Origin of the sequence: Erwinia wuhanensis, assembly GCF_030484085.1 — a bacterium.
Lineage (GTDB): Bacteria > Pseudomonadota > Gammaproteobacteria > Enterobacterales > Enterobacteriaceae > Erwinia > Erwinia aeris.
This window is the reverse complement of the sequence record NZ_JAUJUH010000001.1, coordinates 278,501-293,216: the sequence shown is the minus strand read 5'-3', so window position 1 is coordinate 293,216 and position 14,716 is coordinate 278,501. Positions and strand designations below refer to the sequence as shown.

Annotated in this window: 12 protein-coding genes, 1 tRNA gene and 1 pseudogene; 4 read left to right on the top strand and 10 right to left on the bottom strand. The window is 52.9% G+C overall.

Translation table 11 applies throughout. The features are described from left to right. The first annotated feature begins 120 nt into the window (after positions 1 to 120). Positions 121 to 1,257 (top strand): CMD domain-containing protein, encoded by a 1,137-nt coding sequence (locus QZH36_RS01370; protein WP_301729486.1) that lies wholly within the window; start codon positions 121 to 123, stop codon positions 1,255 to 1,257. Between the two features lie 12 nt (positions 1,258 to 1,269). On the opposite strand, the gene QZH36_RS01365 is transcribed toward QZH36_RS01370, so the two are convergent. Further along, entirely contained in the window at positions 1,270 to 2,169 is a 900-nt protein-coding gene (locus QZH36_RS01365) for a LysR family transcriptional regulator (RefSeq protein WP_253453876.1), read from the bottom strand. 747 nt (positions 2,170 to 2,916) lie between these two features. On the opposite strand from QZH36_RS01365, the gene QZH36_RS01360 reads away from it, so the two are divergent. Continuing rightward, positions 2,917 to 3,102, top strand: a complete 186-nt coding sequence (locus tag QZH36_RS01360; protein WP_301729719.1) for a YkvA family protein — start codon at positions 2,917 to 2,919, stop codon at positions 3,100 to 3,102. A gap of 138 nt (positions 3,103 to 3,240) precedes the next feature. Here the strand turns inward: QZH36_RS01360 and QZH36_RS01355 are convergent, their stop codons facing one another. The 8 genes and pseudogenes from QZH36_RS01355 to QZH36_RS01325 form a co-directional block, all read right to left on the bottom strand. Continuing rightward, positions 3,241 to 4,887, bottom strand: a complete 1,647-nt coding sequence (locus QZH36_RS01355; RefSeq protein ID WP_301729485.1) for a methyl-accepting chemotaxis protein — start codon at positions 4,885 to 4,887, stop codon at positions 3,241 to 3,243. A 434-nt stretch (positions 4,888 to 5,321) separates the two neighbouring features. Next, positions 5,322 to 5,483, bottom strand: a complete 162-nt coding sequence (locus QZH36_RS01350; RefSeq protein ID WP_301251653.1) for a YnfU family zinc-binding protein — start codon at positions 5,481 to 5,483, stop codon at positions 5,322 to 5,324. Between the two features lie 132 nt (positions 5,484 to 5,615). After that, positions 5,616 to 5,999, bottom strand: a complete 384-nt coding sequence (locus QZH36_RS01345) for a hypothetical protein (protein WP_253453872.1) — start codon at positions 5,997 to 5,999, stop codon at positions 5,616 to 5,618. Between the two features lie 201 nt (positions 6,000 to 6,200). After that, positions 6,201 to 6,276, bottom strand: a tRNA-OTHER gene (locus QZH36_RS01340). Positions 6,277 to 7,238: 962 nt separating this feature from the next. Further along, on the bottom strand, positions 7,239 to 7,541 hold the full coding sequence (locus QZH36_RS01335; RefSeq protein ID WP_253453870.1) for a hypothetical protein: 303 nt from the start codon (positions 7,539 to 7,541) through the stop codon (positions 7,239 to 7,241). A 354-nt stretch (positions 7,542 to 7,895) separates the two neighbouring features. Next, positions 7,896 to 8,012: pseudogene (locus QZH36_RS21365) on the bottom strand (DJ-1/PfpI family protein); the annotation flags it as partial. 390 nt (positions 8,013 to 8,402) lie between these two features. Next, positions 8,403 to 8,567 carry a con-10 family general stress protein gene (locus tag QZH36_RS01330; RefSeq protein WP_301251651.1) on the bottom strand — a complete coding sequence of 55 codons (165 nt, stop codon included), beginning with the start codon at positions 8,565 to 8,567 and terminating at the stop codon, positions 8,403 to 8,405. A 377-nt stretch (positions 8,568 to 8,944) separates the two neighbouring features. Beyond that, the gene (locus QZH36_RS01325) at positions 8,945 to 9,853 is read right to left on the bottom strand and encodes a LysR family transcriptional regulator (RefSeq protein ID WP_301729484.1); all 909 of its coding nucleotides are present in this window, start codon (positions 9,851 to 9,853) and stop codon (positions 8,945 to 8,947) included. 138 nt (positions 9,854 to 9,991) lie between these two features. Here QZH36_RS01325 and QZH36_RS01320 point away from each other — a divergent pair, with 138 nt between their 5' ends. Further along, on the top strand, positions 9,992 to 10,501 hold the full coding sequence (locus tag QZH36_RS01320) for an SRPBCC family protein (RefSeq protein WP_253453863.1): 510 nt from the start codon (positions 9,992 to 9,994) through the stop codon (positions 10,499 to 10,501). A gap of 45 nt (positions 10,502 to 10,546) precedes the next feature. Here the strand turns inward: QZH36_RS01320 and QZH36_RS01315 are convergent, their stop codons facing one another. Further along, positions 10,547 to 12,094: a PTS transporter subunit EIIC gene (locus QZH36_RS01315; RefSeq protein WP_369894825.1), complete on the bottom strand. Its 1,548-nt coding sequence runs from the start codon at positions 12,092 to 12,094 to the stop codon at positions 10,547 to 10,549. 285 nt (positions 12,095 to 12,379) lie between these two features. Between QZH36_RS01315 and QZH36_RS01310 the strand changes: the two genes are divergently transcribed. Beyond that, positions 12,380 to 14,686 carry an FdhF/YdeP family oxidoreductase gene (locus QZH36_RS01310; protein ID WP_253453861.1) on the top strand — a complete coding sequence of 769 codons (2,307 nt, stop codon included), beginning with the start codon at positions 12,380 to 12,382 and terminating at the stop codon, positions 14,684 to 14,686. Positions 14,687 to 14,716: the final 30 nt, after the last annotated feature.

Genomic DNA, 14,716 nt, shown 5'->3' with positions numbered 1-14,716 from the left:
CATTATGCTTTTCCGCTATTTATTAGCACCGATCGGTCTTTGCCGGTTATTCCGCTTGCGCGAGGATAGGCTTGCCCTCCGGTCCGTACTCAGGGCCAGCCAACTTGAAAAGGAATGACTATGGAACAGCGTCGGCTTAAAAGCCATAGCCACTGGTATCACGAAACCCAGGCCACGCTCGCCAGCCGGGCAGAGCCTCTGGTGCCCGAGGCCGCTGATATTGAAGACCGTTTTTTGCTGGGACTGGCCGCGCTTTGTGAAGGCGGGCTGCGGCAGACGCTACAGGAAGCGCAGCCGGCGCTGCTGGCTTCAAGAGATCTCTACTCGCTGCTGTTTCCTTCGTCGCTGACCGCCTCGCTGACGCATACGCTGACGTTATACGATCGTCTCAGCACCGCACTTACCGTGGCGCAGGTTACCGGCGTTCAGCGCCTGTGTAACCATTACGCCGCACGCCTCAACCCGCTAAGCGGGCCGGACTCTTCACGTGAGAGCAACCGTCGCCTGACGCAAATTACCGAATATGCCCGCCAGCTGGCGATGCAGCCGACGCTGATTGACGAGGCGGCATTGCAGCGGCTGGATGAGGCAGGCCTGACCGCGCCGGATATCATCACCTTTAGCCAGATTATCGGTTTTGTCTGTTATCAGGCGCGAGTGGCGGCTGGCGTGCATGCCCTGCTCGCCCTGCCGGTTCGCTGGATCCCTGGCGTAACCGTTCCGCCAGATGCGGACGAATGCGGCTTTACCGACCAGCATAGCTGGCAGCCCCGGCTGACGCCCGTTGAGCTGCGTTACGCCACGCACAGCCAGCTGGAAGCGCTGACCTTCTGCCAGCCGCAGCAGGCATTAAGCCGCAGCACCTGGCTGCTGGCGCACGACGGGGATGCCCTGTACGGCTGGGGTCAGCTGATTAAGGTACTGGAAGAGCAAACGATGACGCCGGAAGGCCAGCTTGCCGCCGCCGTAGCCGCACGGATCAACGGCAGTGCAGCCTGCTTTAACCGGTACGCGCCGGAAGCGCTGCGTAGCGCGTTAAAAACAGGCGTTGATGACGCGATCGGAAGCGCCAGCGCCGTCGATCGGGCAGTGATACAGACCGCCGCGCAGCTGACCCGCTCGCCGGAGCGCTTCAGCGCCGCGCATTTACAGCCGCTGAAAGAGGCGGGTTTTTCGCTGCAGAGAATGATGAACGTGATTTTCAGTACGGCGCTGGCAGGCTGGAATAACCGGCTGATGCAGTCGCTGGGGAGTTAGCGTTCGTCGCGGCTAACGTTCGCTAAGCCAGCGGCGTACCTCGTCAAAAAAGTGCTGGGAAAGCGGCGTCGCTCTGCCCGGCTCGGCAATGACCACTGCGGCCTGGCGGCTCATCGGCGCAATGGCCAGCGGGCGCGACTGCAATTCCGGCGTCATGGCCGGCAGCAGATGGCCGCGAGGCGAAATCAGGCAGCCCAGCCCTACCTGAACGCCCTGCGCCAGTTGAAACACGGAGGTGGTTTCCAGTATCACCCGCAGATGGATATCGGCTTCCCGAAAGTGGGTATCCAGATAGCGTCGGAAATAGCGCGTCTGCTCCGCCAGACACAGCGGGATCTCTTTAAGTTCGTTCAGGCTCAGCGGCGCTTCGCCCACCAGCTGCGGAAAATGTTCGGGATGGAAAACCACTTCCACGCCGTTGTCCGCCAGCGGTTCGGCCTGGAAATGCAGCTCGCGCAGCGTGACCAGCTCAAAGAAGCCAATGCCGACGTCCACCGTATAGCTGTTCAATGCGTCAAGCAGCTGATCGGCGCTGAGCACCGAGACGCGATAGTTAAGCTGCGGATAACGTTCCTGGATGCCTTTCAGCACCAGCGGCAGCGAGATGCTGCACTGCGGCACCACGCCAATACGTAGCGTGCCCGCAACGCCATGTTTTAACGATTCGACTTCCAGCTTGAGGCCCTGATAGACGGAGACGATTTCCCGCGCCCACGTCAGCACCCTTTCGCCTTCTGGCGTAAAGCCGTCGAAGTTATTGCTGCGGTTGATCAGCGATAGCCCCAGCTCGCGCTCCAGGTTTTTCAGACGCATCGACAGCGTCGGCTGGCTGACGAAGCTCGCCTCCGCCGCACGGCCAAAATGGCGCTCGCGCTCAAGGTTACACAGGTAAATAAGTTGTTTTATATCCATTTTTCTTATTTTTCAGAAGGTTATGTCAGACAGGCTTTATTGACTGGTAAGCAGGCATCCGGGCGCAAAATCAGCCCGGTCGACAGGCATTGCTGACTAAAGAAGATCTTCAGCCAGCGCGCCTGAGATGTCAATTTAAAGAGCCCTAAAGGCTAATGTCGTGCTGCTGAACGTCAATAATGGCTGTTGTCCGCGCTCATTCAGCAAAAGCATTTGTATGCAAGTTTCCCTGATAAAATTCCGTCGGAACAAATTTCAGGCTCAGGTACGTGCCTCCAGCCATTTTATAACATTGGGATTAATTTAGTGTGCCGGGTCAACCGGCTCTGATTATTTGCCTGCATACCTTACAGGCTTTTTTTACCTTCAGGCCAGATAGCTCGTTAATAATGGATTTTTATTATTGCAGCCCGACAATTGCGGCATTTTTTTTGGTGCGTAATAAAGTTGCCCGGCATCTCTTTACTGAAATGGTTAACGGTAGCTTTAGTTTTACGACAGAAGCCGTACATAAATACCGGGCCGCTCACAAAGAGATAAAGCCCTGAAGAGATATGCCGATGAACAACAGGGTTTAATTTCAGGAGAAAGAGATGGAAAACAAGTTCACCACCGCTAAAGATTTTAACGATGACGGCTTTTGGTAAAAATTGTTAAGTACGTTAAAAAAGCGGGGCATGAAGTCATTGAAAAAGCGCTTTGGTTCTATTTTTCTGCGCAGAGACCAGACACGCCAATTTGGGCAAAATGACGATTTACGCTGCGCTTGCTTATTTCGTTTTGCCGATTGATGCCGTCCCTGATGCTTTGCCCGTTGTTGGCTTTACGGATGACCCTGGTGTCCCGGCTGGGGCGCTGGCTGCTGTGTCGATGTATATCAACGAAGATGTAAAAAACCAGGCTACAGAAAAAATGGCAGACTGGTTCGACTAAACGTTATTGCTGATGACCGGTGACGATATCAGCCCAACGAGCGCGCCCGAAAGGGCTATCGGCGCTGCATTGGCTGTGGATCAAGAGCGTGGAAAATGACTTTAATGCCAAAGCCCCCATTACTGGGGGCGAACCACATTAAAAACTTTCCCAATCCCCGGCTGATACAGCGGCCGCCTTCGCGGGCGTACGGCTCACGGATGGCTTAACAAAGGTCTCGGTTTTTTTGTACATCCGCGTATCTGAAGTTAACTTAAAGGCAGACACCAGTTGGCTGAGCGTCTCCGCCTGATCCTGTAGCGATCTGGACGCGGACGAGGCTTCCTCGACCAGCGCAGCATTTTGTTGCGTCACTTCGTCCATCTGCCCGATAGCCAAATGAACCTGCTCAATACCGCGGCTTTGTTCCGCTGCCGAAGTAGCAATCTCATTGACAATAGTCGCGACCTGGTTGATTGAGCTGGTCACTTTTGCTGAGTTTTCACCCACGCTGGCCGCCTGCAGCGCCCCGCTTTCGACGTGCATAACAGAGGCGTTGATCAGATCTTTAATCTCTTTTGCCGCAGAGGAAGAACGCTGCGCAAGATTACGCACTTCGCTTGCCACCACTGCAAAGCCTCTGCCATGCTCGCCGGCTCTTGCCGCCTCAACGGCAGCGTTCAGCGCCAGAATATTGGTCTGGAATGAAATTCCCTCGATCAGCCCCGTTATTTCGGAAATTTTTCCGGAGCTGGTGCGGATATCTTCCATCGTATTCAACATATTCCTCACGGACTGACCGTTTTCTGTCGACAGCTTATTAGCGCTATCGGCCAGCGTGCTCGCCTCGCTGGCACTGAAGGAGTTATTTTTTACCGTTTCACTCAGTGCAGCCATACTCGAAGAGGTCTCTTCAAGCGAAGCCGCCTGCTGCTCGGTACGAGAAGACAAATCTTCATTACCTGCGGCAATTTGTGAAGATCCTGAGCTTACGGATAACGATGCGCTATTAACAGCCGTTAACGTCTCTGAAAACTTAGTCAGTAATTTATTAAACGCTGAAGCGGTTTTTCCTATTTCATCAGCGTGGCTGTCGTCAGCCTGACGAGTAAGGTCTAACGTGTTGCTGACTTCCAGCATTGTCTCTTCTATATTCAGAAGACTTCTTCTGATATTCAGAATGGTTTTTATGGCAAAAAAGCTGAGCAGCACAATCACCAAAATAACCGCAGTTGACATCATCCAGATTGTTTTTGAATAGATTTCTTTATTGATTTTTTTTAGCTCATTGCCAATCTGGATATTAAGTTCAATCTGCTTATTCAAATCTGATGCTAATTTTCTACCTGCAGCACCTATACCTGATTCACCCTGAAGCAAGGCCAGCGTTACGCTCTCATTTTGCGCGCGGGAAGCGTTAAGGAACGCCGGTAAGTCAGCCCGTACTGCGTCGATGTCACGGTAGATCTGCTCTGTCATACTACGATCTTCAGCACTGGAGATATCATTAGCCATGTAGTAATCAGTCAGCTTTTTCAATTCATCCAGCGTGTCGTCGATATGGCGTTCAGCGGCAGGCAGCTTTGTATCATCGGTAAGCGCCTGGTGCTTGTATAAGGCCAGGCCCAAACCGCTGGAAGCACTAATGGATTTGTTAAGATCCTTAATGCTGGGGATAGCATTATTCTGCACATATTCGAAGCGGGATTGAAAACCCGATATAATTGAGAACGATACCGCTGCCAGCGTGCATAAAGCCAGCGCCAACAGGGTAAACGTCAGGAACAAACGCTGCGTAATATTCATACCTACCTCAAACCTGATAATTTAATAAGCCCTAAGAAGACCTTTTGTCCCCAGGGTAGGGTTATCGGTATGCCATTGAAAAAAATTAGCCCTTGTATCAAGTTTAAATTTTTTTTCGTGCAGGGCAATACAACCTATTATTAATATTGATTTTATTACTTAAGTTACATTTGTTCACGTAATACTGACGTGCAAAGGATCCGTATTGTGCTATCGGCTTTTTATCGTTTTGGTCACCCGGCCCTTTTAATCTTCAGCCTGTAAGCCAAAACTCACTGTATGTGTTAATTAATTTAGCAAGTTATGTTTCATGTTTTAAGGATAAATCATCTGGACGCCCCTGTTTCTGGCGCCGTAACAGCCATTCCTGGCGCGGTCAGTATTAAACACGCCGATAAAAACCGCCCGGAGGCGGCTTAGCTTTTCAGCACTATTTAACCGTGAATAACAAAAAGGGATTTGCAATGTGGGCAGAGCAATGCCTGCTCTCGGGAAATTTTTGCAACTGAATGCTTAGAGCTTTTTCCGCATATAGGGCATTTGGCGTCAGCGTTTATTCTGGCGATACGGTCCATCATCTGAGCGAAAAAGGACATGGTATTTGGCCTTGTGAGAAGTGAGCCTGATTATACCATCCCTGCGCAAATTTTACTCAACTAACCTGCATTTTCGATCTGGATTAGGCTGCCGCACTTTAACGCCTGGCTTTCTCTGTGGGGAAACCTTGATCATTTGACTGTCTCAATGGTTGAACCGTGCGAATTCATCACGTAGACCTTGTCTCCCGGATAGATGTATTGATACAGCGTTCCATCCGCTTCTTTAAGGCCAGGCATTTTCACGCTATCCACCTCGCTGATAAGCACAGCTACAGCGTCCCCGACCAGTACGCCATCCCTTTCACTGATCATAATGGCCTCTTGCTGTAAGACTTTGCTTTTCTCTTCATTTTCATAGATAGCAGGCATTACCTCAGCAAAATCGGGATTGGGATGCTCTTTGGTCAGCGTCAGAACATAGCCGAAGGTTTCCGAACCGCGTCTTGCAATAGTGATATTGTTCACCTCACAGATATGCGTCACACCCCCGATGATACTTTTAACGGTCAGCATAGTGTTCTCCTTCTTCCGGACGTAAAAAAGCCCCGCGTTGGCGAGGCTCAGGTTGTTTGCGCACCTTATTCCAATAACGGACAGACAACGCTCAAAACGTTATCTCTTACGCTGATCCCCCTATAATACCCTTTATATAAAAAGGTTAATAAAGCGCAGGCGTAAAAAAAGGCCACCCAGGGTGACCTTCAGAACAAGTACTGGACCGCCGTCAGGGATTCGAACCCCAAACCTTCAGCTCCGTGGCTGATGCTCTCTCCAGGTGAGCTAACGGCGGTTTAATCCTGATGCCGGTTACGTTCCGGTAACCTGATGCCAGTTGCGTTCCGGTAACCTGATTCCGGTTACGTTCCGGTAAAATCGTTAGCGCAGCTTGTTCACCCGTCTCCCTGAGGAGAAGCAGGGTTGATACGTCCCTCGCGCAGGAGCATGTTCTGGTAGTGTAGTACACCGCAGACAGAAAAAAGGCCCTGCCTGAGCAGAGCCTGAAATTTGGTGCGCCTGTTTATCATCACTGATTAAGGGTCAGTCCGTCGGTCGGGCGGCGCATTGGCGACTACCTGATTAAGCATAGTTATGGTTCAGCAAATAGCAAATTAAGAGCCGATGGCCAGGCGCTGTGGTTCAGGCGAGATGACCAACCGCCGTGCCGGTAACAGCTGTTTAAAGTGGCCTGATGGCGGCACTTATGCTGCTAAACCTCTCTCCATACTTTGGCTCGCACGGCGGTATTGGCAGCATTTCAGGGTAAACATCCCTTAATAAGATTCGTCTCAGAACAAAATTTAACCACCGGGATGTGATTCGGATCACTTTATGGTCTGCGTATTACTTTAGGGTGGTGAGGCAAAACAGAGTTAACTTCGTTTTTTTGCCCGCGGCTCCCTGCGGGCTTTTTTTATATAAATAATGCTGAATAACGCCTTACCTGTCCGTGTCAGCACAGAGATGAGCATGATATAGCTGCTATTTTTACCAAAAGCGCGCACGGTTCAGGTTTAATAGGTGCTGATAAAAGCGCTAATATTTTCTATAGAGAGGTTACACTGAAAGCGAGCCAGAAAGCAGATAGTTAATTTAAAGCGAGGACAGATATTATAATAACCGTATTCAGTGGCACGAGGCCTTAACTATCCGTGTGCGATAAGATGGTTTCAGAATACAAGGTTTTTAGTGCCACTGTAAAATATAGAAAAGCTCATTAATTTCACCGCCTTTGTCTTTATTCCTTCACGGCGGCTAAGCCTTTAAAATTGATACCGGCACTGATATCCAGCTGCCTATTGAAGCGTGAACCACGGCGCGGTACACCGCCTCCGGTAAGGTTTTGCCCACGGAGGGCGCTCTTTCGTCCAGATAAGCGATAAACATCTGTTTATGGCCGCCGCTGCTCAGGAATATATTCAGATTGCTTATCAGATATCCAGCCTTGTCCCACGTCGTAGCCGCGCCTTTCGGCCAGGCGCCGCCTATAGCTTTAAGCACGGCCCATTCCAGGGCTTTGCCTTCCAGTTCGTCGGTTTGAACGGTTTCAGTCTGCATTATATTCCCCGTAAGCCTGCCTTGCCTGGCAGAAAAGCGTTAGCTGCTAAATTGTTGCCAGTTATTCCATACTTCGGTAACGAATGCACCCTGATAATGCTTTTGTCGCTTATATTCAGAATAGGACCATGTGTGTTTCGCCATCTTTTAATATTAACAACCCTCAGGCGAAACAGATTATTCTTATTTATAGACGCTTCCAGACTTATATTTATAACTCGGTGCCCAATATTAGTTTACATGCCAACACGATAAGGTTTATGTGACAACGTAACGATAGCGCCTGTTTCAGTTACTTCTCGCAGGCAGGATCGCCATGCCGCGATCGAAGACGACCGGTTTCCGTGTCTTTCAGATGAGATGCACCTGCGCGCCAGGCGCACGGGCAAAAACTTCAAAAGGGCCGGTAAGATCGAGCTGGGTTAAATCGGGGTAAAGCAAAAGGCCAATGGCAAGGGTTTGGGCAGACATGCTTTTCTCCTGAAAAAATGAAGTCCGTTTTTCGCATATTCACAGACAGGCGGCAAGCGTAAAAAAGCCGTCTTATACGGCGCACGCCCTTTCTCGCGATCTGAATTTTCTCCACCTGTTCCAAAAGAAGGATATAAACGAAGCGGCAAATCTGGAACCATGCAGATATAAAATTATCGGCAAAAGCGAAAATGAAGCTCCCACTTCTGAATAAGTTGTAGAAATTAATAATAATGCATAAAAAAACCCGCCACCCCTGAAACAGAGGGATGCGGGTTTTAGCCGGTTACGGGACAACCTTAAATTACTTTCTTCGGCCAACTTAATCAATCGGCTAATAGTTGAGCCAATTTAAACGGCCCGATACTACCTGTGGTCATCCCATACTACTTAGCTGCGGTGGCTGTTCTGCCCACCTTTTTTACCGGCTTCGGAGGCCTTATCACGGTCGTTTTTGAAAGAACCGCTGCTGCTCTGGCCGCCTTTCTTACCTGCTTCTGATGCTTTTTCACGATCCTCGGCGAAGTTGCCGGAATTTCCACGATGCTGAGTCATAATAGCTTCCTCTTCGTGTATTCAATTTCTCACCGGATAATATAGCTCGGCTACTGCTTTTTTTACCGAACGCCGGTGAACGTCGTGCATGAATAACTATAGCAACCTCTCATCAGCCTGCAAGAAAAAACCTTTATTTAATGGCGGATCGCCTGTTTCATTTTATATTCAACAGGCTTTCTCATACGCACCCTGAAAAAGCCAGCCAAATCAGTAAAGTATATAGACGCGAAAAATATGACATAATTTTTCAGGATTATTAATAATGTTTTAAAATAACAGTTAATAAACCACAGCAGGCTTAAGCCTTTATCTCTGTAATGAAATATACCCATTGCAATAGCAAGACGGCAGAAGGGCCGTCTGTCCCTGTCTGATTACGGCTCATCGCTGAACAGAGCGGTAAACAAGGCTCGCAGCCAGCGGTGCCCGGCGTCACGATGCGTGCGGTCGTGCCACGCCAGGATTTTGGTAAAGCCGGGAATGACCAGCGGCGGCGCCTGTATCGCCATTTTCTCGACGCCCACGGTCAGTCGATAAGGCGTTACCGCAATCAGATCGCTGAGCTGCAAAATTTCCGGCAGCATCAGAAAGCTGTTGATCGCCATGACCACCCTTCTTTCGCGTCCCAACGCCGCTAAAGCGCGATCGGTCACGCCGGAAAATCTGTCCCCGGTAAAAGAAACCAGAACCTGGTCAAGCTGGCAGAAACGGTCTAACGTCAGCGGCCGGGGGCCGGCATCAGGATGATCTTTGCGCATCATGCAGACATAGCGTTCATCAAAAAGGTGACGGGTGTGCAGCTCCTGCGGCGTGGTTTCAGGCGTGACCAGGGCGAAATCGATTTCGCCCCGCGCCAGCTGATCTGCGAGCTGGCCGGCCTCAACCGGCACCACAGCCACGCGAATGCCCGGTGCCTGTCGACGCAGCGCGGTCACAAACGGCACGATAACCGCTTTTAAAGCATAATCCGTGGCGGCGACGGTGATCTTCATCTCTGCGCTGGCCGGGTTAAACACTTTTCTTTGTAATAACGCTTCCGTTTCGCTGAGGATCCTTTTCACCGGCGCAGCCAGCTCCAGCGCGCGTGGCGTGGGCACTATCCCTCTTTGCGTTCGGCTGAACAGCGGATCGTCAAAACAGTCGCGCAGCCGCGTCAGCATTCCGCTGACGGCTGGCTGAGTAAGCGACAGCCTGGCTGCCGCACGCGTAACGCTGCGTTCATCCAACAATGCATCCAGGGTTTTCAACAGATTCAAATCCATTGTGCGGATATCCGTTTTCATCTCGCTTCGCTTCCCCTTTAGATATCATTCTTCATGATATCAGTAATAACAAACCCTGATTAGCCTTATATCAGCACTCTCCGCATACTCGCTTTACCAACAGCGACTGGCGCTGTGCTCTGTTTTTATGGGTGACTAATGAACGCTATTATCTGGCCTGAAGGCTATATTCCGGGTTTTTGTGATAACTTCGCCTCGAACGAGGTTATTGTGGCAGGTCTGTCCACGGCGGAAGTCTGGCCGCTGTTGAATACCCCAGCGCTGTGGCCAACCTATTATGAAAATGTTGCTGATATTCGTTTCTGTCACGGTAAAGGTCCGCAGCTGGCGCAGGAGGTGCGTTTCTACTTCACGACTTTTGGTTTTCCTGTCGAGGCGCAGGTAACTGAATGCGTAGCGCCATCCACCGGCGAACCGGCGCGCGTGGCGTGGCATGGCTGGTCCGGCGAAGGCGAAACGCGGCTGGATGTGCATCATGCCTGGCTGCTGGAAGATTTGGCCGGCGGACGCGTACGTATCCTGACCCAGGAAACCCAGAACGGCCATCCGGCTAAAGCACTGGCGAAAACCACGCCAAACCCGATGATTAACGGCCATCAGGCATGGCTGGATGGCCTGGTCGCCGCCGCCCTCGCCCGGAAAGCCTGACACGGCGAACGTTCTGTAAATGCGGCCTGCCAGGGACGGCAGCAGTCAGGCCACGCCCAGGGCAGCTTTCACCTCGCTGGCGATTTTTTCAACCTGCGGCCCGTAAATGACCTGGATATCGTGGTCGCTGACGCGGTTGATGCCGTTGGCGCCCGTGGTCATCAGCGTTTGATCGACGACCTCTTTCATCTCTTTTACCCGCACCCGCAGTCGGGTAAAGCAGCAATCGACGTCCTCTATATTGCCTTCGCCGCCCAGTCCGCTAATGATCACCCGAATACGCTGATCGGCCGCGACCGTTTTGCTTTCCGGCTCCGTCTCTTCCGCTTCCCTGCCCGGCGTTTCTACCCGCATACGCAGGATAACAAAGCGAAAACCGTAGTAGTAAACCGGCACGTAGATGGCGCCAAGCACCAGCGTCCACCACCATTGAGTTTTGCTGCCGCCAAGAATACCAAACACCACGAGATCGATAGCGCCGCCCTGAATATTGCCGATCATCAGGTGCAGCATCGACATCAGCATAAAAGACAGGCCGCTAAGGAGCGCGTGCAGCAGATAAAGAATGGGCGAAACAAAGATAAAGCAGAATTCCAGCGGCTCGGTGATGCCGGTCGTAAACGAAGTGAGCGCGCCCGCCAGCATCAGCGCTTTGACCCGCTGCTTGTGCTCCGGCCTCGCACAGTGATAGATCGCCAGCGCGGCCGCCGGCAGGCCAAACATCATCACCGGGATTTTTCCCTGCGCCAGGAACTGCGTGGCGTTTCTGATAATGTCATCCGGTACGGAGCCGGGATGGGTCAGCGCGGTATTAAAGATATTCAGCGCGCCCACGATGGTCTGATTATCCACGGTAGCGACGCCACCAATAGGCGTGAAGCGCACCGTTTCGTTAAGGATATGATGCAGGCCGGTAGGGATAAGCAGGCGTTCGCTGGTGCCATATAAGAAAGCCCCATACTGCCCGCTTTTGCCGATTAGCTCGCCAACCCAGGCGATACCGGCGCCGATAGTGGGCCAGATCGCCGCCAGCAGCACGCCCACCAGCGGCAGCACCAGCACGGTCACGATCGGCACAAAACGTCGCCCGCCGAAGAAGCTGATAGCGGTAGGCAGCTGCGTGGTATAGAAGCGGTTATGAATGGTCGCGGTCAGCAAACCGGCAATAACGCCGCCCAGCACGCTCATGTTATAGGTAAAGATACCCAGCATCGGGATATATTCCGCCGAGGTCATCATGGCGGCCGTTTGCTCCATGCCTTTCGCCTGCAGCGCTTCCGGCGTGGTCGTAGCCGCCGTCAATCCCTGCGCCGCAAGCGTGGCGCTGACGCCGACATGCATGGCGATAAAGCCGATAACGGCAGCAAAGGCGGCGGTCGGCTTTTCCGCTTTCGCCAGGCCAATCGCGCTGGCAACGGCAAAAAAGAGCGGCAGATTGGCAAACAGCGCGCCCGCCACCTTGCGGATAAAGCCAATAATCAGCTGTGGAACGTGCAGGCTGGCAAACGCATCGCCGGTTATCGCCGGGTTTTGCAGCGCGGCCGCCACGCCCAGAAAGATACCGGCGGCGGCGATAACGGAGATCGGCATCATCAGCGCTTTGCCGAAAGCATGAATTTTACTGGCAAATTCTTTCACAGGCCCCTCGTCTTTCCGGCTGAAAGCCTGAGTATGATCCAGCGCAAGACGGGACGCGGAGAAATGCATATGCTTCCGTATGATTCTTTGATATGTCTCACGCTTTAGCGATAAACCCCACCTATCGCATGATTAAAGCAATCAATTAGACAATTTTGTTAAGAAGTCACAGACTGTGCCGATAAAAGAAGTAATAACTTCTTAACAAGACAAAAACATTGTAACCACCTGCGAAGCACTATGAAATTTAAAACTGCAATAAAACCCTACCAGGCGGCGGCGGGCGGCTGGGGATCACTGGAAGCGACAACCCGTTTCGTTTTTGACAGCAAACAAGTTCTGAAAAATATGCGCAACCTGATGCGCATGAACAAAGCCAAAGGCTTTGACTGTCCCGGCTGCGCCTGGGGCGACGATAACAAAAGCACCTTCAGCTTTTGTGAAAACGGCGCCAAGGCCGTGACCTGGGAAGCGACGCGCCGCTTTATCGACGCCAGCTTCTTTGCTCAACACAGCGTTTCCGCCCTCTATAAGCAGAGCGACTACTTCCTGGAATATCAGGGTCGCCTGACCGAGCCGCTACGCTACAATCGTGAAACCGACCATTACGAGCCCATCAGCTGGGACGACGCGTTTGCCCTGATCGCCCGCCATATCAAGGCGATGGACAATCCTGACCAGATGGAGCTTTACACCTCTGGCCGCGCCAGCAACGAAGCCTCCTGGCTTTATCAGCTGTTTGGCCGTATGAACGGCAGCAATAACTTCCCGGACTGCTCAAATATGTGCCACGAGGCCAGCGGCACCGGCCTGAAGCGCAGCATCGGCGTGGGCAAAGGCACTATTCGCCTGGATGATTTCGATCATGCGGACGCTATTTTTGTTTTCGGCCAGAACCCCGGCACCAACCACCCGCGTATGCTGCACAGCCTGCGTCACGCCGCCGATCACGGTGCAAAAATCGTGACCTTCAACACGCTGCGCGAACGTGGCCTGGAGCGCTTTGCGGATCCGCAGAAGCCGCTGGAAGTGGTAACCAGTAAAGCGGGCACCATCAGCTCTACCTATTATCAGCCGAACCTCGGCGGTGATATGGCAGCGGTGCGCGGCATGGTGAAAGCGCTGGCGGAAACGCATTATGCCCGTCTGGCTGCTGGCGAACCTGGCCTGTTTGATGAAGTCTTTATCAATGCCAAAACCGAAGGCATGGAAGCTTACCTGGCTGCCGTCGAGGCGACGGAATGGTCGCATATCGTTCAGCAGTCCGGCCTGACCGAACAGCAGATCCGTGAAGCGGCCGCTATCTACCAGAGCGCCGAGCGCGTGATCTGTACCTGGGCGATGGGCATCACGCAGCACAAGCATTCTGTGGATACGGTGCGCGAGATCGTTAACCTGCAGCTGCTGTTTGGCCAGCTGGGCAAAAAAGGCGCAGGCCTTTGCCCGGTTCGCGGCCACAGCAACGTGCAGGGCAACCGCACCATGGGCATTGACGAGAAGCCTTCTCAGGCCTTCCTCGACAGCCTGGGCAAACACTTTGGCTTTGAGCCACCGCGCGAAATCGGTCACAACACGGTTGAAGCGCTGGAAGCGATGCTGCGTGACGAGATCAAAGTGCTGATCGCGCTGGGCGGCAACCTGGCCGCCGCCGCGCCGGACAGCCCGCGCACCGAAGAGGCGCTGCGTCGCTGCGGCCTGACCGTGCAGATCAGCACCAAGCTGAACCGCAGCCACCTGTGTCCTGGTGCCGTTGACGCGCTGATCCTGCCGACGCTGGGGCGTACCGAGCAGGATATCCAGGCGACCGGCCCGCAGTTTATCACCGTGGAAGACTCCTTCAGCATGGTTCACGCCTCTGAAGGCGTGGGCAAGCCTATCGCCGAGACGCAGCGTTCCGAAACGGCGATCGTTGCCGGTATCGCGCACGCCGTGCTGGGTTCGGAAAAAGTGGACTGGCTGGGCCTGGCAGCGGATTACAATCTGATCCGCGACCATATCGCCGCTACCATTCCGGGCTTTACGGATTTCAACGCTAAGTGCGATATCAAGGGCGGTTTCTATCTGGGCAACGCCGCGGCAGAGTTCCGTTTCAATACGCTGAACAATAAAGCGCAGTTCAGCGCCGCCAGCCTGCCGGACTCGCTGTTCCCGCAGCTGGATGTGGAAGTGCCGTTTACGCTGCAAACGCTGCGCTCGCACGACCAGTACAACACCACGATTTACGGCCTTGATGACCGCTACCGTGGCGTGTATGGCCAGCGCGAAGTGCTGTTTATCCATCCGGAAGATATGGCGCGTCTGGGCTTTGCGGCGGGCGACAAGGTGGATATCGAAACGCTGTGGAACGACGGGATCACCCGTAAAGTCAGCGAGTTCAAGCTGGTGCCTTACAACATTCCAAAAGGCAACCTGGCGGCCTACTATCCGGAAACCAACCCGCTGGTGCCGCTTTCCAGCTTTGGCGACGGCAGCGGCACGCCAACGTCTAAATCGGTGCCGGTGAAAATCACCCTGTCCGAAGTGAAGCCAGGCTTGCGTATCGCCTGAGTCACAATGCGCTAACACCAGGCCGGGATT